13 protein-coding genes and 1 other RNA gene are annotated in these 23,042 nt (G+C 68.2%); 10 read left to right on the top strand and 4 right to left on the bottom strand.

Going from position 1 to position 23,042, the window contains the following annotated elements; all coding sequences use genetic code 11:
* Window positions 1–203: 203 nt before the first annotated feature.
* Window positions 204–3,083, bottom strand: coding sequence for a M16 family metallopeptidase (locus ACCQ05_RS18415; RefSeq protein ID WP_372391997.1), 2,880 nt, complete (start codon window positions 3,081–3,083; stop codon window positions 204–206).
* Between the two features lie 363 nt (window positions 3,084–3,446).
* Here ACCQ05_RS18415 and ACCQ05_RS18410 point away from each other — a divergent pair.
* Together ACCQ05_RS18410 and ACCQ05_RS18405 are read left to right on the top strand one after the other, a co-directional pair.
* Window positions 3,447–3,522: non-coding RNA, sX9 sRNA (locus ACCQ05_RS18410), on the top strand.
* Window positions 3,523–3,616: 94 nt separating this feature from the next.
* Entirely contained in the window at window positions 3,617–6,325 is a 2,709-nt protein-coding gene (locus ACCQ05_RS18405) for a PAS domain S-box protein (protein WP_372391994.1), read from the top strand.
* A gap of 450 nt (window positions 6,326–6,775) precedes the next feature.
* Here the strand turns inward: ACCQ05_RS18405 and ACCQ05_RS18400 are convergent, their stop codons facing one another.
* Together ACCQ05_RS18400 and ACCQ05_RS18395 are read right to left on the bottom strand one after the other, a co-directional pair.
* Complete coding sequence (locus tag ACCQ05_RS18400; protein WP_372394167.1) at window positions 6,776–8,908, bottom strand: methyl-accepting chemotaxis protein; 2,133 nt, start codon at window positions 8,906–8,908, stop codon at window positions 6,776–6,778.
* 463 nt (window positions 8,909–9,371) lie between these two features.
* Window positions 9,372–10,835 carry a cellulase family glycosylhydrolase gene (locus ACCQ05_RS18395; RefSeq protein WP_372391992.1) on the bottom strand — a complete coding sequence of 488 codons (1,464 nt, stop codon included), beginning with the start codon at window positions 10,833–10,835 and terminating at the stop codon, window positions 9,372–9,374.
* A gap of 208 nt (window positions 10,836–11,043) precedes the next feature.
* Here ACCQ05_RS18395 and ACCQ05_RS18390 point away from each other — a divergent pair, with 208 nt between their 5' ends.
* The 8 genes from ACCQ05_RS18390 to hemC all read left to right on the top strand — a co-directional run bounded on the left by ACCQ05_RS18390 (window position 11,044) and on the right by hemC (window position 22,035).
* Window positions 11,044–12,531 (top strand): SulP family inorganic anion transporter, encoded by a 1,488-nt coding sequence (locus ACCQ05_RS18390; protein ID WP_372391990.1) that lies wholly within the window; start codon window positions 11,044–11,046, stop codon window positions 12,529–12,531.
* A gap of 239 nt (window positions 12,532–12,770) precedes the next feature.
* Window positions 12,771–13,751, top strand: a complete 981-nt coding sequence (locus ACCQ05_RS18385; protein WP_372391987.1) for a GGDEF domain-containing protein — start codon at window positions 12,771–12,773, stop codon at window positions 13,749–13,751.
* 315 nt (window positions 13,752–14,066) lie between these two features.
* Window positions 14,067–15,701 (top strand): M28 family metallopeptidase, encoded by a 1,635-nt coding sequence (locus ACCQ05_RS18380; RefSeq protein WP_506191555.1) that lies wholly within the window; start codon window positions 14,067–14,069, stop codon window positions 15,699–15,701.
* Between the two features lie 871 nt (window positions 15,702–16,572).
* Window positions 16,573–18,510 (top strand): glucans biosynthesis glucosyltransferase MdoH, encoded by a 1,938-nt coding sequence (gene mdoH, locus ACCQ05_RS18375; RefSeq protein WP_372391981.1) that lies wholly within the window; start codon window positions 16,573–16,575, stop codon window positions 18,508–18,510.
* An 83-nt stretch (window positions 18,511–18,593) separates the two neighbouring features.
* Window positions 18,594–19,262 carry an alpha/beta hydrolase gene (locus ACCQ05_RS18370; RefSeq protein WP_372391978.1) on the top strand — a complete coding sequence of 223 codons (669 nt, stop codon included), beginning with the start codon at window positions 18,594–18,596 and terminating at the stop codon, window positions 19,260–19,262.
* Between the two features lie 4 nt (window positions 19,263–19,266).
* A complete protein-coding gene (locus tag ACCQ05_RS18365; protein ID WP_104539429.1) occupies window positions 19,267–20,319 on the top strand; it encodes a sensor histidine kinase in 1,053 nt (350 codons plus the stop codon).
* A 33-nt stretch (window positions 20,320–20,352) separates the two neighbouring features.
* Window positions 20,353–21,090 carry a LytR/AlgR family response regulator transcription factor gene (locus ACCQ05_RS18360; RefSeq protein WP_167394433.1) on the top strand — a complete coding sequence of 246 codons (738 nt, stop codon included), beginning with the start codon at window positions 20,353–20,355 and terminating at the stop codon, window positions 21,088–21,090.
* A 30-nt stretch (window positions 21,091–21,120) separates the two neighbouring features.
* Window positions 21,121–22,035: a hydroxymethylbilane synthase gene (gene hemC, locus ACCQ05_RS18355; protein ID WP_228961441.1), complete on the top strand. Its 915-nt coding sequence runs from the start codon at window positions 21,121–21,123 to the stop codon at window positions 22,033–22,035.
* Between the two features lie 164 nt (window positions 22,036–22,199).
* Here the strand turns inward: hemC and ACCQ05_RS18350 are convergent, their stop codons facing one another.
* Complete coding sequence (locus ACCQ05_RS18350) at window positions 22,200–23,006, bottom strand: DUF481 domain-containing protein (protein ID WP_228961442.1); 807 nt, start codon at window positions 23,004–23,006, stop codon at window positions 22,200–22,202.
* Window positions 23,007–23,042 lie beyond the last annotated feature (36 nt).

Here is a 23,042-nt window from a genome sequence, read left to right as displayed (position 1 = left end):
AACCGGGCCGGCCGATAACGCAGCGTGGAAAGGCAGGCTGCATCCGACTGTACGGTTGCGCGCTGGATCGGGCCTGCGGCCTCCTGCGGCAGTACCGCCGCGGGGGGAGGTCGTCGCCAGCGTGTCCCTGCGGCTGGCGCAGGCCGCTCAGGCTGGCCGCATCATCGGCCCCCTGCATGCTGCGGGGGCCGATGCGGCGGTGCTCAGCGCTTGACCGGCTTGCCGTCCACGTCCAGCACCTGCACCTCGCCCAGCTTGAGTGCACGCACCGGGGCTTGGATCTTCTTCAGGTCGCCGACGATCACCCAGGTCATGGCCTCGGGCTTGATGATCTGCGCAATGGCCTTCTGCGCCGCCGCCTGATCGATCGCTTCCAGGCGCGGCTTGAGCGTCTGCACGTAATCGTCCGGGCGGTCGAACTGCACGATGCCTTCGATCGCGCCCATCACCGCGTCCGTGGTTTCGAAGCTACCGGGCAGGGCGCGGATGCGCTGGTTCTTGATCTTCTCGATCTCCTCGCCGGTCAGCGGCTTGGCGCCGATAACCGCGCTGGCTTCCTTGAAGATCTCGTTGGCCGACTCGGCGGTCTTGTCGGTCTGTACCGGCGCGGAGAACATGTAGGGACGCTGGCCCTGCGCGTCTATCATGCGGGTGCCGGCGCCGTAGGCCCAGCGCTTGCTCTCGCGCAGGTTCATGTTCAGGCGCGAGGTGAAGGTGCCGCCGAAGGCGCCGTTGGCCACGCCGATGGCCAGGTTGTCCGGTGTCTTGGTGGAGGGGGCCAGCAGGCCGGCCAGGATCACCGACTGCGGCGCGTCCGGGCGGTTGATCAGGTAGACGCGCGGCCTGGGCTGCGCCGCCACCTCGACCAGGTTCTTCTTCGGCAGCGGGGTGGCCGGGGCCTTCCAGTCGCCGAACGCCGCGTCCAGCTGCGGAATGATCTGCGCCAGGGTGGTGTCGCCGGCCACCAGGATGCGCAGGTTGTCCGGACGCAGCCACTGGCTGTGGAAAGCCTGCAGATCCTGCGCAGTGAGGCTCTTGATCGCCGCCTCGGTGCCGCTGCCGGTGAGCGGGATGCCGTAGGGGTGCTGGTTGCCGAACAGCAACGGCGGCAACGCACGCAGCGCCAGGCTGTTGGGTTGGGTCTTCTCCTGCGCGATGCCGGACAGCCACTGCCCACGCACGCGTTCGATATCGCTGCTCTTGAACGCCGGGTTGCGCACGATGTCGGAGAACAGCTGCAGCGAGGGCTGCAACCGATCGTTGAGCGCGTCCAGCGAGGCGCTGCAGCTGTCCAGGTCGCAGCCCACCGAGGTGATCGCGCCCAGGCGCTGGCGGCGCTGCGCCACTTCCACCGAATCCAGCGCTGCGGTGCTCTCGTTCATCAGCGCGGCGCTGAAGCTGGCGGTGCCGAGTTTCTTGCCCTGGTCGGCGGCATAACCGGCGTCGAACAGCAGCTCCACCTGGGTGACCGGGATGGTGTGGCGCTCGGCCAGGATCACTTCGATGCCGTTCTTCAGCTTGCCGCGCTGCAACTGCGGGAAGCTCAGGTCCGGGAATTGATCGGTCTGCGGCACGCCCTTGCTGCGATCGAGCGTGCTGGCGACGGTCTTGTAGCGGGCGGCGGCCGGCAGCTTGGGCGCCGGCTTGCCCGGCTCGGCGGCGCGTGCCACCACCGCCTTGTCCTCGGCCGCCGGGTCGAAGTCCTTGCCGGCCGGCAATACGGTCAGCAGATAGTCGCCCTTGCCGAACCAGGTGGCGGCGGCCTGCCTGACGCTGTCCACGGTGGCGGCCTGGCCGCGCTGCAGATCTTTCTTGTAGGCGCCCGGGTCGCCGCGATAGACCTGGCCCTCGGCCAGGATCACCGCCTTGCCGGTGAAGCCGCCCACCTTCTCCAGCCCGCGCACGAAGCCGGCGCGGTAGGCCACCTGCGCGCGCTGCAGTTCGTCGGCGGTCGGGCCCTGGGCGATGAACCTCTTGAGTTCTTCGTCGATGACCGCTTCGACCTTGGCCGGGTCCACGCCGTCCTTCACGTCGGCCTGGATCTGCATCTGGCTGGACAGGGCGAGCGGCTGGATCGAGGCGGAGACGTCGTCGACCAACTTGTCCTGGTAGACCAGACGCTGGTACAGCCGCGAGGTCTTGCCGCCGCCCAGCACGGTGGTGGCCAGGTCCAGCTGGATCGCATCGTCGGTACCGAGCTGCGGTGCCACCCAGGTGCGGTAGATGCGCGGCTGGGAGACATGGTCGTGCTGCACGCCACGCTTCTGCGCGGCCAGCGGGGTGATCCACGGCTGCTGGCGGGGCACCGGCTTGCCGGACGGGATGTCGCCGAAATACTGCAGCGCCTTGGCCCGCGCCTGCGCCACGGTGATGTCGCCGGCCAGCACCAGGGTGGTGTTGGCCGCGCCGTAGTTGTCGTTGAACCACTGCTTGACGTCGCCCAGCGAGGCCGCGTCCAGATCTTCCATCGAGCCGATGGTGTCGTGCTGGTAGGGGTGGTTGGCCGGGAACAGGTTGGACAGGATGTTCTGTTCCACGCGGCCATACGGGCGGTTCTCGCCCTGGCGTTTTTCGTTCTGCACCACGCCGCGCTGGGTATCGAGTTCCTGCTGGCCGATCGCACCGAGCAGGTGGCCCATGCGGTCCGATTCCAGCCACAGCGCGGTATCCAGCGCGGTGGTCGGCACGGTCTCGAAGTAGTTGGTGCGGTCGAACCAGGTGGTGCCGTTCATGTCGGTGGTGCCGACCTTTTCCAGCGGCGCGAAGAAGCTGCCCTTGTTGTTCTCCGAGCCGGAGAACATCAGGTGCTCGAACAGGTGCGCAAAGCCGGTCTTGCCGGCCGGCTCGTCGCCGGACCCGATGTGGTACCAGATGCTGACCGCCACCACCGGCGCCTTGTGGTCTTCATGCACCACCACGGTCAGGCCGTTGGGCAGGGTGAAGCGGGTGTAGGCGATGTCGGGAATGGCGCTGCTGGCCGCAGGCTTGGACAGGCTGGCCGGGGCGGCAGCGACGGCGGGGGCAACGGATCCGGCAGCAACGCCGAGCACACCGGCGATCAACAGGGACAGCGGACGCAGCATGTGACACTCCAGGACGGGACAATCGGCCGAGGGTAGTGGCTGCCTGGCGAGGCCGCAAATGCGGTCCGGCAGGGTGGCGGCCGGTCGCGGCAGGGCGGTGACGCCGGCACCGTTGGGCCGGCGGTAGGGGCGGGCCTGGGCGTGGGCCGCGCTCGTGGCTTGCCGTCGCGCTGCTGGAAGGTGATGTGGGGCCGCGCTGCGGGCAGGTCAGACGCACAGCACCGGCCAAGGTGTGCTGCCCTGGCCGGCGGGCGAGCCCGGCCCATGCCGATGGTCCGCAGGCGTCGCGATGCCGACCTACGAGCGGCTAGCCAAAACGACTGCGCTCACCGCCAGGTGGGCGCGGCCGGTGCTCGGTGCGGCATGTGCCACGTGTACGCTGGGGTTCCTCGGCGCCGTCCACACCCACCTGACGACCGCTCGCCATGTCTTGCCAGCCGCTCCAGGCGCCCAGGCAGGGTGGGTCCGTGCCGCGTTCGCAGCCCGAGTTCGCACGCGCCCTGGGGGACCGCAGTCGAACCCGCTGTACCGGGATGCCGACGGATCCGCGTCAACGAACGCGGCCGCGGATGCTTAAGTTGGCCATCGCCTCGCCGTTACTTCGGGCGACCTACCTTGACCCGACGCCACTCGCCGACCACGCCATGACCGCCCCGCTGCCGCCCGTGCCGATCCCCGCCAACGATGCCCTGCGCGTGGAAGCGGTGCGCCGGCTGGAGGTGCTGGACACCGAAGCCGAAGCCGAGTTCGACGACATCGCCTGGCTGGCCGCGCACGTGACCGGTGCGCCGATGGCGCTGGTGTCGCTGCTCGATGCCGACCGGCAGTGGTTCAAGGCGCGCTGCGGTACCGACCTGGAAGGCACGCCGCGCAGCGTGTCGTTCTGCTCCTACACGGTGATGGGCACCGAGCTGATGGAGGTGCCCGATGCCGAGGCCGACCCGCGCTTCGTCAACAACCCCTTGGTGACTGCGGCCCCGGGCGTACGCTCGTATGTGGGCGTGCCGCTGATCGGCCGCGAAGGCTACGCCTACGGCACCCTGTGCACGCTCAGCACCCGATCGCGCGTGCTCGAGGAGAATCAAAAGCAGGCGCTGATCCGGTTGGCGCGGCAGGCGGTCAGCCAGCTGGAAGCCCGCCGCGACCGGTTGACCGCACAGGCGCAGCGGCAGACCCTGAGCATGTTGCTGGAAGCCATGCCCGATGGCGTGGTGGCCTGCGGCACCGATGGCCTGCTGCGCGAGTTCAATCACGCTGCGCGGCAATGGCACGGCACCGATCCGCGCGTACTGCCGCCGGCGCAATGGGCGCAGCACTTCGACCTGTACACCGCCGATGGCAACGGCCTGTTGCCTACCGAAGCCATTCCGCTGCTGCGCGCCTGGCGCGGCGAGCATGTGCGCAATGCCGAGCTGGTGATCCGCGCCACCGGGCAACCGGCGCGCAGCGTGCTGTGCAATGCGGATCCGGTGGTAGGCGACAAGGGCACCGCACTGGGCGCGGTCTGCGTGATGCACGACATCACCGAGCTCAAGAATGCGTCGGCGGCATTGTCGGCCGAGCGCGCGCGCTTGCAGGCGCTGGTGGATGCCTCGCAGGACGTGGCGATCATCGCCTTCGATCCGCTGGGCCGGACCGAGCTGTTCAATCCCGGTGCCGAACAGCTGCTGGGCTATACGGCCGAGGAGGTCCTGGGCAGCGGCCCGGCACGCTTCCATCTGCAGGCCGAGCTGGAACGCCATATGGCCACCCTGGCGCTGTCGCCACCGTCGTACGTGAAACTGGCCGCGGCCTCGGCTGGCGACGTGCTGCGCGAGGAACTGTGGACCCTGGTGCGCAAGGACGGCGAGCTGCGGCGGGTGCGGCTGTGCTTCAACATCATCCATGACGCGCAGCAGGGCCTGGCCGGCTATCTGGCCATGGCCATCGACGTGACCGCCGAACTGCAGGCGCAGGCCGCCGCGCAACTGGCGGCAGAACGCTTTGCCGGCGCCTTCGAAACCGCGCCGCAGGGCATGGCCATCGTGTCGCTGGAAGGCGCCTGGCGTGACGTCAACCCGTCGCTGTGCAGCATCCTGGGCTATCCGCGCGAGCAACTGCTGCGCACCACGTTCCAGCAGATCACCTATCCGGAGGACCTGGATATGGACCTGAAGCTGGTGCAGGAACTGATCGACGGCAAGCGCGACAGCTACAGCCTGGCCAAGCGCTACATCAGCAAGCAGGGCGCGGTGATCTGGGCGCAGTTGTCGGTGTCGCTGGTGCGCGACGGCAGCGGCGCGCCGGTGCATTTCGTTTCGCAGATCCAGGATGTCACCGAGCGCCATGTCGCCGCCGAGCGCCTGGCCGAAAGCGAAGCACGGCTGCGGGCCATCAGCGATGCCACGCCGGCGCTGGTCAGCCAGTTCGACGCCAGCCAGCGCTGCCTGTTTGCCAACGAAGCACACCGCGACTGGCTGGGCGTGGAGCCGGCCAGTCTGGTCGGTACGCCCATCACCCATCTGCTCGGCGCGGCGCTCAGCGTTCCCGCCCGCACCGCACTGGCACAGGTGGCGGCCGGACAGCGCGCCAGCTTCGAGCATGTGCTGCAGGTGGGCAGTACGCCGCGCGATGTGGAGATCACCCTGGTGCCGGAAGCCCGTCGTTCGCATGCGGGCACGCAAGGCTTCTTCCTGATGGCGCAGGACGTCACCGCGCACAAGACGCTACATCGGCTGATGCACGAGCGTGCCACCCGCGACGCGCTGACCGGCCTGCCCAACCGCCACGCCTGGACCGAGGCGTTGCAGGCTGCGGTGGTGCAGGCGCAGCAGCTGCAGCGCGCGGTGGCAGTGATGTTCCTGGACCTGGATGGCTTCAAGCGCATCAACGATACCTACGGCCACCGCGCCGGCGATGCGGTGCTGGTGGCGTTCGGTCATTGCCTGCAACGCGCGGTGGAGGGGCGCTACCTGGTGGCGCGCCTGGCTGGCGACGAATTCGTGGTGCTGCTGGACAATCTGCAGGCACCGGAGGCGGACTGCGCCAGGGTGGCCGAGCGTATCCGCCATGCCGCCGCCGCTGGCGCCATGTTTGGCGAGCAGCGGCTACCGATCCAGCCCAGCATCGGCGTGGCCTGGCAGCACGGCAACCAGGCCGACGCCGCCAGCCTGATGCATGCCGCCGACGAAGCGATGTATGCCGCAAAGAACGCGCGCGGCAGCAAGAACGCCGCGACCAACGGCCGCGACGCGACACGTTGAAAGAGTGTGTCAATTGGCGGTGCATCGCTCATCCTTCTCCCCACGGGAGAAGGTGCCCGAAGGGCGGATGAGGGTACGTCAGCCGATGGTGATGGCGGTCGCCCGTGTTTTGACGAGCGATAAATACGCGTCGATTCCCGATTCCCGCCTACCGGCGGTACGCCTGCCTGTTCGTCGATGCATCTCGTTCGTTTAGTAATGCATCTGGTGCTCGAAGCCTCCCTGCTGCCGGGCGCCCTCACCCCAACCCCCGCTCCGCGCCCGGCCCGCGCCATTGGCGCGGGCGCTCCAAGGCACACGCGCCAATGGCGCGTAAGCCGTGCCTTCTCGCCCCGGCGGGAGAGGGGCCTTGGCACGCGTTGGATGCTGTTCCTTCTCCCCCGGGAGAAGGTGCCCGAAGGGCGGATGAGGGTGCGTCTGCCGATGTGGTGATGGCATCCGCCCGTTTTTTTACGCTGCCTGAGCGGCGCCGTGGCGCAGTTTCGCGGCAGGCTGCGCCGGCGCCAGCCGGAACACGGCCACCGCGCGTGCCAGGTCCGCGGCCTGGTCTTCCAGGCTGCGTGCGGCCGCCGTGGCTTCTTCCACCAGCGCGGCGTTCTGCTGGGTCATCTCATCCAGCTGCATCACTGTGGTGCTGACCTGCTCGATACCGGCGCTCTGTTCGGTGCTGGCGGCGGTGATCTCGGCCATGATGTCGGTCACGCGCTTCACTGAGCCGACCACCTCGGTCATGGTGCTGCCGGCCTGTTGCACCAGGTCCGAGCCCTGTTCCACCTTTTCCACCGAGTCGGAGATCAGTTGCTTGATCTCCTTGGCCGCACCGGCCGAACGCTGCGCCAGCGCACGCACTTCCGTCGCCACTACCGCAAAGCCGCGGCCCTGTTCGCCGGCGCGCGCAGCTTCCACCGCTGCATTCAGGGCCAGGATGTTGGTCTGGAACGCGATGCCGTCGATCACTCCGATGATGTCGGAAATGCGCGCCGAGGCCTGGGTGATCGCCTGCATGGTGGTGACCACGTCCTGTACCACGCGTCCGCCGCTTTCGGCCACCTCGCCGGTGCCCTTGACCAGTTGGTTGGCCTGGCGCGCGTTGTCGGCATTCTGGCGTACGGTGGAGGTCAGTTCTTCCATCGAGGCGGCGGTTTCTTCCAGGTTCGCAGCCTGGTTCTCGGTACGCGTGGACAGGTCGGCGTTGCCGCTGGCGATCTCGCCGGCGGCGGTATTGATCATCTCGGCCGAATGCTGGATGCCCTGCACGATGCCGGTGAGCTGGATCGCAGTGCGGTTGGCGGCGTCGGCCAGGCGGCCGAACGCGCCTTCGTAATGCGATTCCACCCGCTGCGACAGGTCGCCATCGGCAATGGCGGCCATGATGCGGCCCACATCGTCCAGGCCGGCATCGGCCTGCTGCATCAGCCGGTTCAAGGCCTGCACCATTTCGGCGAACGCGAACTGGTAGCGCCCCTGCTCGCCGCGTGCGGAGAAGTCGCCACGCGCGGCCGCATCGGCCAGGCGCGCGATATCGCCGTTGATCGCCGACAGGTTGCGCTTCACCGTATCCAGCGCGTCATGCAGGGCCGCGCGCTGGCCGGGCAGGCGGCGCATGTCGCGGCGCAGATCGCCACGGCCATACTCGCTCATGACATCCATCGCTTCGTTGATGGCATCCAGGTGCTCGAACACCACGGTGTTCACGCCATGCGCCAGCGTGCCGTAATCACCGGGAAAATCTTCCGGAATACGGTGCGCGATGTTCTCGCCCTGCTGCAGGCGGATCATGGTCTGCATCTCGCCATTGAAGCGCTGCAACTGGGTCTGCATCTGCTGCATGCTGTGCATCAGCTGGCCGGTTTCATCGCGCGACTCGACACGGATGTCGTTGTCGAAGCGGCCCGAGGCGATCGCTTCGGCAGTGCGGGTTGCTGCACGCAACGGCGCGGCCATGGCCGAGGCGATCAGCCAGCACACGCCGATCACCATCGCCACCAGTGCGGCGCCGATCAGGGTCAGCGTGCGGGTGAAGCCCCAGGCCTGCACCTGGATGTCTTCGGCGTACACGCCCATCACCAACACCCAGTTCCAGGCCGGGAAGGTCTTGGCATAGCTGATCTTGGGAAGTTGTTCCTGCTTGCCCGGCTTGGGCGCGTCGTAGTAGCTGAAGCCGTCGCCGCTGTCGATGGCGGTCTTGATGTCGCGATACACGTACTGCCCGGCATCGCTCTTGTAGTCGCTCATATCGGTACCGACGGCGCGCTTGGGATGCATCAGGATGCGCATCTGCGGATCGACGATGAAGAAGTAGTCCACGCCCTCGTTGGTGCGCATGTCGGCCAGGGTGGAGCGTGCAGCCTCCTTGGCCTGGTCAGCGGTGAGTTCGCCGCGTTTGACCTTGTCGGCGTAGTGCTGCATCACGGTCAGCCCCATCTCGACTTCGGTCTTGACGCTGAGCTTGCGCGCTTCGATCAGGTCCAGGTATTGCAGGCGCGCGGCGGCGACGGCCAGCAGGATCACACCGACGGTGAGGAGCGTGCATAACAGGACGAACTTGCGGGTGAGCGGGAGATTGGCAACGTGACGACGCAACAGGGAAACGACAGGCATGGCAACGACATCCAGGAAGGCGCAGGGCGCTACCTACGGGATATCGGCGGCGGCGAGAGGGGATGAAGCGCTATCTGCGGCAGCGCCTGCTTGTAGTTGCGGCATGTCGATGCATCGCAGCTGCCTGCATGCCGGGCGGCCAGCGACACTGGCACTGCGCGGCGATGAATCACGCGTAGAAGTGCAAGGGCGTTCGCTGCTTGCGTCGCACTGCACGCAGTGATGTCAACTGCGCGCAACGGTCGTGGTGTGGATGCGATGCGCCGGCGGTTCCGCATGACGGATCCTGGCCGGACGAGATGCAGTGATGGAATCGCACCGATGCCGGGCATGCCGACCACGGCGCGTGGTCGGCATGCAGTCTTCAATCCGGCCATGCGGTGATCGCTCGATCACCGCATGGCCGGTAGGGCGGACACGCAGGGTATCCGCCCCCGCTCTTCACTTAGGTTGCCGAGCAGAAGCCGAATTCGGCCGTCGCGCCGGCCGGGAGCGTGCGGTTGAAATCCACGCCGCTGGCGCTCAGGGTGCTGCCGCTCTGCGACCACACCACGTTCCAGGCGTTGTTGACCTTGCCGGTGACCGGCACCGTCACTGCCCAGGTGCCGCTGGCGGTACCGGTGTTGGTGACCTGCACGCGGTTGCACGAGCCACCGTTCCAGCTGCTGTCCAGGATCACCTTGGTGCTGAAGCTGCTGGTGCCCGGGGTGGGCGTCGGCGTCGGCGTGGGAGTCGGGGTTGGCGTCGGAGTCGGAGTCGGAGTCGGAGTGGGCGTAGGCGTGGGAGTGGTGTTGGACACGGTGCCCCACAAGGTGCGCAGCAGGGTCATCTTGTCCTGGCGCACCGTGGTCCAGTCGTCGCGCAGGATGCCGCCGGTATCGCCGCTGTTGGGATTCCACGACCAGTAGAAGCCTTCGTTGATGCCCTTGCTGCGCAGGTACTTCACCAGCGCGTCCTGCCAGACCTTGTCGCGCGCATCGCCTTCGCCGTACTTGCCGCCGAATTCGCCCAGCAGCAATGCGTACTTGCCGATGAACTGACCGAAGTGACGGTCCCAGATGGCCGGCATGTTGTTGGGGAAGTTGCTGTCGTTGAAGTACGACTGCACGTACACGTCCGGGCCGTACACGTGCGGCGCCAGCAGCAGGCGGTTGGCCGGAATGTTCAGCGGGGTGCAGGCCAGCGGCTGCAGGTTGCCGCCCCAGTAGATCCCGCCATTTATCGAGCACACCGGGTTGTCGCCAATGCCTTCCACCGCAATGATCCACTTCGGCGCCACCGCCAGCACCGCGGCCGACCCGCGTTCGGCGGCCTTGTTCCAGTCGGTGGCGGCGTTGCCGGTGCCCCAGGTGGCGGCGCCGTGCGGTTCGTTCTTCAGGTCCAGGCCGAGCACGTAGGGCACGTTCTTGTAGCGGTTGGCCACAAAGCGCAGGTCGGCCAGCCACTGGGCTTCGGAGTAGGAGCCGGTGTACCAGAGCTCGGAGATGCTGGCGCAATCGGGGGTGTGGTGATCCAGCAGCACGTACATGCCGCGTGCGTTGAATTCGTTGATCACCTTGTCGAGGATCTGCAGCGAGGTCAGGCCCTGCAGATCGGCATTGCGGCTGTAGTCGATGCTGCTGGGCATCTGGCCGCTGCGCAGCGTGGCCGGGCAGAACGGCAGGCGCACGGCGTTGAAGCCCAGGCCCTGCATCTGCACGATCATGTCCTTCCAGTTGCGCGCCCACAGACCATGCATGACATGGTTGCCGGTCTCGAAGCCGAACACGTTGACACCCTTGAGCTGCACCACCTTGCCGCTGTCGTCGACAACCCTGTTGTTGCTGATGGAATAGCTGAACGCCGGTGCGGCGGCCATGGCCAGCGCGGTGGCGAGTGCGAGCCTGCCTGCGGTCCTGAGAATCGACATGGTTTTCTCCCTAGATGACCGAGCTCGACACCCGAGCCCGGGGGGCGCATCTTGGTCTGCAGCCGCGTTGCGTGGCGTGATCGCTGCCACAGAAAAGCGCATTGGCGCACAGATCACAGGCGGGCTGCGGGCGCGGTCGCTTTCCCGCACACTATCGCCGCTGCGCACTGTCCGCAGGCTGTCCTTTCTGTCCCCGGAGTGTCTCCCGATGTCCCCTTTGCGTGCCGAACTGGCGCAGTGGCGCGCGTCGCCCGCGCGCGAACTCATGGCCGGTGCGGTCGCCACGTTTGCCCTGATTCCCGAGGTGATCGCGTTCGCCTTCGTGGCTGGGGTGGATCCGCAGGTCGGTCTGTTCGCATCCTTCGTCATCGGGATCGTGATCGCGTTTTGTGGCGGGCGCCCGGCGATGATTTCCGCCGCGGCCGGCTCGGTGGCGCTGGTGGCCGCACCACTGGTGGCCGCGCACGGCTTGCCGTACCTGCTGGCCGCCGGCCTGCTGGCTGGCGTAGTGCAGATCGCGTTCGGGCTGCTGCGGCTGGGCGTGCTGATGCGCTTTGTCAGCAGTTCGGTGCGCACCGGCTTCGTCAACGCGCTGGCGGTGCTGATCTTCGCCGCGCAGCTGCCGCATCTGCTGGGCGCCAACCTCGCCACCTGGGCCATGCTCGGGGTGGGCCTGGCGATCATCTACGGCCTGCCGCGCCTGCGCGTGCCCGGGCTGTCGGCGATTCCCTCGCCCCTGCTGTGCATCGCGCTGCTGACCATCGCCGGCAGCGCGCTGCAGTTGCCGCTCAAGACCGTGGCCGACCTGGGCAAACTGCCCGACGCGTTGCCAGTCCTGCAGTGGCCGTCGGTGCCGCTGACGCTGGAGACCTTGCGCATCATCGCGTTGCCGGCGTTGGCCATCGCCATGGTGGGCCTGCTCGAATCGCTGATGACCGCGCGGGTGGTCGACGAGCTCACCGACACCCCCAGCGACAAGAACCGCGAGTGCACCGGACTGGGCATCGCCAACGCGGCGGCCAGCCTGTTCGGCGGCATCGCCGGCTGCGGCATGATCGGGCAGACCGTGGGCAACGTGAAGTATGGCGGCCGTGGCCGGCTGTCGACGCTGTTTGCCGGGGTGTTCCTGCTGATCCTGATGGTGCTGCTCAAGCCGTGGGTGTCGCAGGTGCCGGTGGTGGCGCTGGTGGCGATCATGGTGATGGTCTCGGCCGAGACCTTCGCCTGGCGTTCGCTGCGCACCGTCGTCACCCATCCGCGCACCTCCAGCGTGGTGATGCTGGCCACCGTGGCGGTGACCCTGGCCACCCACAACCTGGCCGCCGGGGTGGCGGTGGGGGTGGTGTTGAGCGGGGTGTTCTTCACCTTCAAGGTGGCCGGGCTGCTGCAGATCGCGCACGACGATGGCGCAGACGGCGTGCGGACCTACAGCGTGCGCGGGCAGGTGTTCTTCGCCTCGGCCGACGTGTTCATCGATGCCTTCGATGCGCGCCAGGTGCCCGGCCGCAGCGTGGTGATCGATGTCAGCCGTGCGCACTTCTGGGACATCACTGCCGTGGCCGCCCTGGACAAGGTGGTGCAGCGGCTGCGGCACCACGATCTGGAGGTGCAGGTCAGGGGCTTGAACGCCGGCAGCCGGCGCCTGATGCAGGCGCATGCGCTGGGCGAGGACGCGCTGGAATCCGCGCTGCCCTGAGCCGGCGCGGGCGCTGCGAATGCCGGGCGTGGCGGGCGTTTTTGTCCGCTGCGCAGGCGGGCTGGCCGGTGGCTGAGGGCGGCCGGTCAGCGGCCTCAAGTTTGTGGGGCCCACGCCGATGAACCGGCATCCTGATTGCCGGTCGCCGTCGTGAAGCCTGTGCGTTGCCACTGCCGTTGTCTGCCAGCCGTCCGTGCCCGCCACGCCAGGTCGGCATCTGCGTGTGGACCGAGGCGCCGATGAGCGCCACGCCCTTGCTGGAGCGGATGGTGGACATGACGGCCATCCGTGATGCCGATCTGCTCGACCTGAGCCTGCTGCGCACCATGCGCGAGGTCTGTGCCGCCGACGAGCTGTCGCTGCTGCGCATCGCCCCGGACGGCCGCAGCATGGCCGAAACCCGGCTGCGCGACGATGGCCGGCTGCAGTTGACGGTGGCCGAGCTGAAGGATGCGCAGCTGCGTGCCCAGCTGGCCGAGGTGCATGGCGCCGGCGATGTGGTGCAGTTGCACCAGGACGGCCGCGCGTTGCTGGTCTACCCGATGATGGAAGCGCGCGGTATCCGCACCTGCCTGCGGGTGGGCAGCGCACGCGCACCCGGTGCCGCCGAGCAGGCGATGCTGCAGGGCTTCGCACGCTTCTTCCAGAACTACCGCAGCCTGCTCGACGATGCCCAGCGCGACGCGCTGACCGGCCTGCGCAACCGCAAGACCTTCGACGATGTGATCCTGCAGCTGTTCGCCGGCAGCGCCGAGGCGGCAGCGGCGCAGGGCGTGTGGCTGGGGATCGTGGACATCGATCACTTCAAGCGCGTCAACGACACCTTCGGCCATCTGTACGGCGACGAGGTGCTGTTGCTGGTGGCGCAGCTGATGCAGCGTACGTTTCGCCAGGACGATCTGCTGTTCCGGTTCGGCGGCGAGGAATTCGTGATCGTGCTGCGCGGGGTGGATCGCGATGTCGCGGTCGGCCTGTTCGAGCGCTTCCGCGCGGCGGTGGCCGGGCACGACTTCCCGCAGGTCGGCCAGGTCACCCTCAGCACCGGCATCGTGGAACTGACCCATGGCCGGTTGATCAGCCAGATGCTCGACGAGGCCGACAAGGCGCTGTACTGGGCCAAGCAGCACGGCCGCAATCGCGCGGCGGTGTATGCCGAACTGATCGCCAGCGGGCAGATGCAGCAGCTCGCCCCGCAGGTCGGCAGCGTCGACCTGTTCTGAGCGCGAGGACCGGGCGCGCTGCGCATTTCGCGCCGGTACACGTGCGCCGAATCGGCCTGGATGGCGCGTGCAGCGTCTGCTCCGCGCGGCGTGCGGCATCCTGACGCCTGCGCGCAATCCCGCCACGCCGGCAACCCAAGCGGTGTCCGCGTGCAGCAGGCACGGCGGCACGGATCGCGCCCCACCTTGCACCGCCAGCAGGTCCCGGCCGCAGTGGCTACACTCCGGGGCTGTTCGGACAACACCTGGGGTGCTGCAGTGAAGCGAGTTGTGATCAAGCGTGCCGCGATCGAGCGTGCCGGCAAGACCGTGGCGATGGGCTTGCTGGCGATGGCGGTCTCGACCGTGGTGATGGCGCAGGCGCCGACGTTCGATGGCGCGCGCATCTCGCGCGATGTCAGGGAACTGGCCTCCGACGCCTACGAAGGCCGCGGCCCGGCCACCGCCGGCGAAGAGAAGACCATTGCCTACCTGAGCAAGCAGTTCGCCGATGCCGGCCTGCAGCCTGGCGGCGATCTCGCCGATGGCAAGCGCCTGTGGACCCAGGCGGTGCCGCTGCGGCGTGCCGATATCGTCGGTGCACCGACCATCGCGCTGGCCGATGCCGGCAAGTCGCAGCCGCTGACCCAGGGCAAGCAGATCGCCATCCGCGCCGCATTGGACGGATCGTCCACCGTCGACATCGCCAATGCGCCGCTGGTGTTCGTCGGCTACGGCGTCAAGGCGCCCGAGCGCGACTGGGACGACTTCAAGGGCGTGGACCTGAAGGGCAAGATCGCGGTGGTGCTGATCAACGACCCGGATTTCGAGACCGGCAAGGGCGCCTTCGACGGTGCCGGCATGACCTACTACGGCCGCTGGACCTACAAATACGAAGAGGGCGCCCGCCAGGGCGCGCTCGGCGTGCTGGTGGTGCACGAAACCGCGCCGGCCTCCTACGGCTGGGACACCGTGGCCAGTTCCAACACCAACACCATGTTCGACGTGGTGCGCGACAACCCGCGCAGCGCGCATCCCACGCTGGAGGGCTGGATCCAGCGCGATCTGGCCGCCGACCTGTTCAAGCGCGCCGGGCTGGATTTCGACACCTTGAAGAAGCAGGCGCAGACCCGCGGCTTCACGCCGGTGGAACTCAAGGGCCAGCGCCTGAGCGCCAGCTACCAGGTCAGCTCCGACGTGATCACCTCGCATAACGTGGTGGCGCGGCTGGAGGGCAGCAAGCGGCCCGACGAGACGCTGATCTACAGCGCGCACTGGGACCACATCGGCGTGGGCAAGCCGGATGCGCGTGGCGACACCATCTTCAATGGCGCGCTGGACAACGCCAGCGGTACCGCCGCCCTGCTGGAGCTGGCGCGCGGCTTCGCCAAAGCGCCCAGGCCGGAGCGCTCGGTGGTGTTCCTGGCGGTCACCGCCGAGGAAAAGGGCCTGCTGGGCTCGGAGTTCTACGCCTCCAAGCCGCTGTACCCGCTGGACACCACGGTGGCGGTGATCAACATGGACGGCATGAACCCGTTCGTGCCCTCGCGCGACTTCGGCATCTACGGCACCGCCAAGCTCGACCTGCTCGACCAGCTCAAGACCGTGGCCGCCCAGTCCAAGCTGCGCTACACGCCCGATCCCAAGCCGCAGGCCGGCTACTTCTTCCGTTCCGATCACTTCTCCTTCGCCAAGCGCGGCGTGCCGGCGCTGTCGTATGCGGCCGGGCAGGATTGGGAAGTGGGCGGCGTGGCGGCAGGCAAGGCCGCTTCCGACGACTACACCGCCAAGCGCTATCACCAGCAGGGCGATGAGTGGAAGCCGGACTGGAGCTTCGCCGGTGCCGCGCGCGATTTGGGCGTGCTGTACACGCTGGGCCAGCAGCTGGCCGATTCGCGCCAGTGGCCGAACTGGAGCAGCGATTCGGAGTTCCGCGCCACCCGCGATGCCAGCGAGGCGGCACGCAAGTGACAACGTCTGACAGCATTGTTGCCCAATGATCGCGCGGGCGTTGCGGTTGTCTGCTGCGCAGAGCGCCGCGCCCTCGGCTTGTTTGCGTTTGCTGCAGGGCCCTTGCCGGCCCACCATCGCGGGACACGCTGCAAGTACGTTCCTGTAAGCTCTTTGGCGGCATCCATGCCGCCAAAGGTCCCGCGACGGTGAGCGGGCAAGGACCAGTGGAGTTGGTCGGTGTGCAGAGCGTTCAATAAAAGCAGCCAGCAAACTGTCTGGTGCGCCGATTCCGTTCTTCGATGAAGCCACCAGCCAACTGGCTGGCGCGGTGTCCTCACCGCTTGCGGGACCGTTGGCGGCATGGATGCCGCCAACGAGCCCCATGGACGGGTTAACGGCGTGTCCGCGAGCGGTGAGGGCGCCGCGCGCTCGACCACCCAGGCTTTAGCTCCCGGCCTTGGCCGCATCGAAAAACCTGACGACCCAACGCCAGCGCCCTTCGACGTAGCCGATCGCACCTTATGGCACACCACTTGCTGTACAGCCCGGCCAGCAGCCGTGACAACGGGTGCGCCAGCCTGCAATCTGTTGGGGTTGCGTTCGGTTGTCACGGCGTAGTCTGCCGCGCGGTCCTCGTCGGGAGGGGCGAAGACCGCACAATGGTCTTCGTTTCCTTTAACGGACGATTCTTTAGGATGAGCCGCGACGTTGCGTCGCCGCCAGGAGAGTTTGTGCATCGGAGTGGTTCCAAAGCTGCCCATCCCGCGTTGTGCCTGCACAGCGCAAGGCTCGCTCCCGTCGTCGCGCCCAGCTCGCTGTCGCCATGCGTGGCCGCGATGCATCTTCTGTTTCCGCCCACACTGTCGCGCTCGTGCGACGGGCAGCCCTGATGGACGGTACCGTGACCCTTTCCCCCGCACCAACCGGCTTGCTCCCCGTCTCCGCGCTCGATGCCGGCCAGCCCACGCTGCCGCCGGAAGCGCCGTTGGCGATGCCCGAACAATCGCTGCGCGAAGGCCAGTTGCAGGTGCCGCACCAGCGCACCTCGCCGCCCGGCATCGGGCTGCGCCGCTTCTATCTGATCGGCGGTACCTTGGCCACCACCGCGATCGCGGTGTGGGTGATGCTCAGCGTGCTGTGGCCGGACGGCATCAGCGTGCTGGAAGGCTGCCTGCTTGGGCTGTTCGTGCTGCTGTTCGCCTGGATCGCGATGTCCTTCGCCAGCGCGGTGGCCGGGTTCGTCACCGTGGTGGCGCGTGCCGGGCGCAAGCTCGGTATCGATCCGGAGCAGCCACTGCCCACGCTGCGCTCGCGCACCGCGCTGCTGATGCCCACCTACAACGAGGACCCGCGCCGGCTGCTGGCCGGGCTGCAGGCCATCTACGAATCGGTGGCCGAGACCGGCCAGCTGGAGCACTTCGATTTCTTCGTGCTCAGCGACACCACCCGCGAGCATATCGGCCGCGCCGAAGAGCTGGTCTATCACGAACTGTGCGATCGCGTCGGCGGGCATGGGCGCATCTTCTACCGCCGCCGCGCCGACAATGCCGCGCGCAAGGCCGGCAACGTGGCCGACTGGGTACGCCGCTTCGGCGGCAGCTATCCGCAGATGCTGATCCTGGACGCCGACAGTGTGATGACCGGCGACACCATCGTGCGGCTGGTCGCCGGCATGGAAAACAACCCGGACGTGGGCCTGATCCAGACCCTGCCGGCGGTGGTCAACGGCCAGACCCTGTTCGCCCGCATGCAGCAGTTCGGCGGGCGCGTGTATGGGCCGATCATCGCCTTCGGCGTGGCCTGGTGGCACGGCGCCGAGAGCAACTACTGGGGCCACAACGCCATCATCCGTACCCAGGCCTTCGCCGATCACGCCGGCCTGCCGTCGCTGCGCGGACGCAAGCCCTTCGGCGGCCATGTGCTCAGCCACGACTTCGTGGAGGCGGCACTGATGCGGCGCGGCGGCTGGGCCATGCACATGGTGCCCTACCTGCAGGGCAGCTACGAAGAAGGCCCGCCCACGCTCACCGACCTGCTGATCCGCGACCGCCGCTGGTGCCAGGGCAACCTGCAGCACGCCAAGGTGGTCAGCGCCAAGGGGCTGCACTGGATCAGCCGCATGCACATGCTGATCGGCATCGGGCATTACTTCACCGCGCCGATGTGGGGCCTGTTGATGCTGATCGGCATCGGCATCCCGCTGGCCGGCGGCGGCATCGACCTGGCCGGCAACCTGCCGTTCTCGCCGGCGCGCTACTGGCATGGCAGCAGCCAGGGCAATGCGATCTGGATCTTCGTCTGCACCATGTTCGTGCTGCTGGCGCCCAAGCTGCTGGGCTACATCGCGCTGCTGCTCAATCCGCGCGAATTGCGCGCCTGTGGCGGCGCCATTCGCGCCGCGCTGAGCATCCTGCTGGAAACCGTGCTGGCCGCGCTGATGGCGCCGGTGGTGATGTATCTGCAGTCGCGCGGCGTGTTCGAGGTGCTGGCCGGCAAGGATTCGGGCTGGGATGCGCAGGTGCGCGACGACGGCAAGCTGTCCTGGCCGGCGCTGTTGCGCAGCTACGGCGGGTTGACCGTGTTCGGCTTGTTCATGGGCGCGGTGGCTTACACGGTGTCGCCGTCGCTGGCGGCCTGGATGGCGCCGGTGATCGTGGGAATGGCGTTGTCGATCCCGGTGGTGGCGCTGACCTCGCTGCGCCGTTCCGGCCTGGCGTTGCGCCGCGCCGGCATCTTCTGCATCCCCGAAGAACTCGACCCGCCCAAGGTGCTGGTGCGTGCCTCCGAACTGCGCCGTGCCGCGGCGCTGGAACCGCCGTTGATCTGAGCGGCATCGCCGCGCCCCGTGCCCGGCGTGATCGGGCAGGTCCGGCGCGCAAGGCATAATGCCCGGCCCCCGAACGGAGCTGGATGATGCTGGAAGTGATCGAACGCGAGACCGGACCGAACCCGCAATGGACCGTGCTGTGGCTGCATGGCCTGGGGGCCGATGGCAGCGATTTCGCGCCGCTGGTGCCGGAGCTGGTGCGTGCCGACTGGCCGGCGCTGCGCTTCGTGTTCCCGCATGCGCCGATCCGTCCGATCACCATCAACAACGGCGTGCGCATGCGCGGGTGGTATGACATCGTGGGCATGGATTTCGCCCAGCGTGCCGACAAGGCCGGCATCGCCGAATCGGTGGCCCAGGTCCAAGCGCTGATTGCCCACGAGCAGAGCCGCGGCATCGCGCCCGGGCGCATCCTGCTGGCCGGCTTCTCGCAGGGCGGCGCGGTGACCCTGGCGGTGGGCCTGCAGCGCAGCGTGCCGCTGGCCGGGCTGATCGCGCTGTCGACCTATCTGCCGGACCCGGCCGCCGCGGCCAGCCAGCTGCAGCCGGCCGCCACTGCGCAACCGGTGTTCATGGCCCACGGCAGCGCCGATCCGGTAGTGCCGTTCGCGGCCGGCCAGGCCAGCATGCAGGCCCTGCGCACGCTCGGCTTCGCGCTGGACTGGCACACCTACCCGATGGGCCATCAGGTCTGCCTGGAAGAGATCGATGCCCTGCGCGACTGGATGCAGGCGCGCTTGACCGCCGCCTGAGCCCATGGCCGCCAGCGCCCCCCAGATCACCTGGATGCCGGACCTGTGCCGGCTGCCCCGGCTGGGCGCGATGCTGGGATTGGCCGAGTTGGTGGTGCTGGTGGTGACCCTGGTACCGGACGCCGATGCGGCGCGCAGCATCACCCTGTCGCGCTTCGTCTCGGCCAGCGGCCTGGCGCTATGGCTGGCGCTGGCGGTCAGCGTGTTGCTGTGCGTGCTGCGGCCCGCGTTGTCGCGGTTGCCGCCACGGCTGGGTGGGTTGGCCGCGCTGTCGATCGCCGCGGTGGTGGCGATGCTCGGTGCGGGCATCGTGCACGCGCTGTATGCGGCGCTCGACCAGGCCCCGCTGGGCCCGTTGGTGGGCTTCTGGCGGTTCACCCTGGGCAGCGCGGCCACCGTGGTGCTGATCACCGCGCTGGCATTGCGCTACTTCTATGTCAGCGACCGCTGGGAAGCGCAGGTACAGGCCAATGCCCGCGCCGAGGCCGATGCGCTGCAGGCGCGCATCCGCCCGCATTTCCTGTTCAACAGCATGAACCTGATCGCCAGCCTGCTGCGCCGCGACCCGGTGGTGGCCGAGCAGGCGGTGCTGGACCTGTCGGACCTGTTCCGCGCCGCGCTCGGCGCCGGCGAGGGCGTGTCCACCCTGCGCGCCGAATGCGAACTGGCCGAGCGCTATCTGGCGATCGAGTCCCTGCGCCTGGGCGAGCGCCTGCAGGTGCGCTGGCACCGCCAGGAGCCGTTGCCCTGGGACCTGCCGATGCCGCGCCTGGTGCTGCAACCGCTGGTGGAAAACGCCGTGCTGCACGGGGTCTCGCGCATGCCCGAGGGGGGCACGCTGTACCTGTCGCTGCGCCAGCGCGGCAGCCAGTTGCAGATCCGTATCGTCAACCCGGCCCCGCAGCCGGGCACCCAGGCGCCGCTGCTCGCCGGCGCCGGGCACGCCCAGGCCAGCATCTCGCATCGGCTGGCGTTCCAGTTCGGTGCCGGGGCACGGATGGCGGCCAGCTGGGCCGAAGGCTACTATGCCTGCGAGATCACATTGCCGCTGCCGTGAGGGAGAGTCGCCGCAGCGTAGGGGGGGATGTCCATGACGACCACGCAAGTGCGGGTGTTGATCGCCGATGACGAGCCACTGGCGCGCGAGCGCCTGCGCATGCTGCTGGCCGACCATCCACAGGTGCAGGTGATCGGCGAGGCCGAAAACGGCCAGCAGGTGCTGCAGCAATGCGAGCAATGGCACCCGGACCTGGTGCTGCTGGATATCGCCATGCCCGGCGTGGACGGCCTGGAAACCGCGCGATTGCTGCGCCAGTGCCAGCCGCAGCCGGCGGTGGTGTTCTGCACCGCCTACGACCAGCACGCGCTGTCGGCCTTCGATGCGGCCGCGCTGGACTACCTGATGAAACCGGTGCGCCCGGAACGCCTGGCCGCGGCGCTGGAACGGGTGGCCACCTTCCTGGCCGGTCGCGTGCCCAGCGCCGCGCCGGCGCCGCTGCGCACCCATCTGTGCGCGCGCCTGCGCGGCAGCCTGCGGCTGATCGCCATCGGCGATATCCGCTATCTGCAGGCCGAAGAGAAGTACGTCATCGTCCACCATACCCGTGGCGAGGACCTGATCGAAGAGTCGCTCAAGTCGCTGGAAGACGAATTCTCCGACCGCCTGGTGCGCATCCATCGCAATTGCCTGGTTGCGCGCGACGAACTGGTGGAGCTGCGCCGCAGCGGTGATGGCCAGGTGCATGCGGTGCTGCGCAACGTGCCGCAGACCCTGGAAGTGAGCCGCCGCTGCGTGGCCAGCCTGCGCGATCAGCTGCGCCATGTATGAGTTGCCGGCCCGCTCCGCGATAATGGCGGGATGACCACGCTCCGCATCGCCACCCGCAAAAGCCCGCTTGCCCTCTGGCAGAGCGAACATGTCGCCGCCGCGCTGCGCCAGCACCATCCCGGCCTGGATGTCGTACTCGTACCGATGAGTACCCGCGGCGACGAAGTGCTGGACCGCTCGCTGGCGGCGATCGGCGGCAAGGGCCTGTTCCTGAAGGAGCTGGAGTTGGCGATGCTGCGCGGCGAGGCCGATTGCGCCGTGCATTCGCTCAAGGATGTGCCGATGGAGCTGGACGACCCGTTCGTGCTGCCGGCGATCCTGGAGCGCGGCGACCCGGCCGATGCGCTGGTCTCCAACCTCTACGCCAGCCTGCAGGCGCTGCCGCTGGGCGCGCGCGTGGGCACCTCCTCGCTGCGTCGGCAGGCGCAGCTGCGCGCCGCGCGCCCGGACCTGGAACTGATCGACCTGCGCGGCAACGTCAACACGCGTCTGGCCAAGCTCGACAACGGCGGTTACGACGCCATCGTGCTGGCCTGTGCCGGCCTGCAGCGGCTGGGCCTGGACGCGCGCATCAGCGCACGGCTGGACGCGCCGCAGTGGCTGCCGGCACCGGCGCAGGGCGCGGTGGCGGTGGAATGCCGCGGCGACGATGCACGCATCCACGCGCTGCTGGCGGTGCTGGACGCGCCCACCACCCGCGTCTGCGTGGAAGCCGAGCGGGCCATGAATCGCGCGCTGCACGGCAGCTGCCACGTGCCGGTGGCGGCCTTCGCGCGCTGGGAAGGCAAGGGCTTGTCCCTGCAGGGCATGGTCGGCAGCGCCAGCGATGGCCGGCTGATCCACGCCGACGCGCACGGCAGCGCCGATGACACCGAAGACCTCGGCCGCCGCGTCGCGCAGGGCCTGTTCGACAAGGGCGCCGCGCAACTGCTGGCCGAGCTGTAACGCCCGGCTGGTCGGGACCTGAACCCGCCGCAAGACGGCCGCCCCGCACGTAGGAGCTGCCCAGGCCACGAGAGAAGTTTCGTAGGAGCGGCCCAGGCCGCGACAGGCCTTACCGGGAAAGCCGTCGCGGCCGGGTCCGCTCCTACGCGTGCAGACGCAGGCGCTTACTTGAAGGTGTAGACCAGGTTCACCGTGGTCAGCGTATCGGTCTTCTTGTCGCCTTCGCTGACATCGCTATTGCGGCGCATCTGCCAGGCGGCCTTCAGCGCGAAGTGCGAGTTCATGCTGACCTGCACGCCGAAATCGTTCTGCGCGTAGGTGTTGTACTCGCCCGATTCCACCAGCAGCGTGTTGATCAGGTCGGTGTTGTCGGTGACGGTGTACTTGAGATCGAACAGGCCGCGCCCGATCAGCCCGGTCTCGTTGCGGTCGTCTTCGCTGTTGTGCGCGCGGCGGATACCCGGGCCCACCTGCGCATCCAGGTAGAACCGCTGCGCATCGATCAGCCGCGTGCCGTAGCCGATGCCGAAGGTGGCCAGGCGGTCGTAGGTCGCGAAGTCGTCGTGTTCGTAACGGCCGGTGGCGGTGAGCTGGCGGTGTTCGCCCAACTGCAACGCGCTGCCGGCGCTGCCGGTGTAGCGCTCGGCGGTGGTCTGGCGCTCGCGCGTGGTGCTGCCGTCGTCGTTGGTGTTGGTGTATTCGGAACTCGACCGCAGCGCGGTGGCATCCAGGCTGTGGATCCAGTCGCCGTCGGTATAGCGCAGACGGATGCGGCCATTGAGGCTGTCGGTGGTGCTGTTGCCATGTGCCGAGGCATAGCCCAGCTCGCCGCTGCTGCCGCTCCAGGGCGAGGGCACCAGCGCGGCGGCCGGGTCAACCGGCGTCGGCGCAACCGCGATCGACTGGGCCCACACGGCAGGCGTGATCAACAGCAGCGGCAACAGGACGGACAACGGGGCACGGCGGGACATGGGCAGCTCGCTTGAGGACAGGGCGGGAGGGCGATG

The organism is Xanthomonas sp. NCPPB 3582 (genome assembly GCF_041475735.2).
In the GTDB taxonomy this organism is placed as follows: domain Bacteria; phylum Pseudomonadota; class Gammaproteobacteria; order Xanthomonadales; family Xanthomonadaceae; genus Xanthomonas; species Xanthomonas codiaei.
This window is presented reverse-complemented; position numbering and strand designations above follow the sequence as displayed.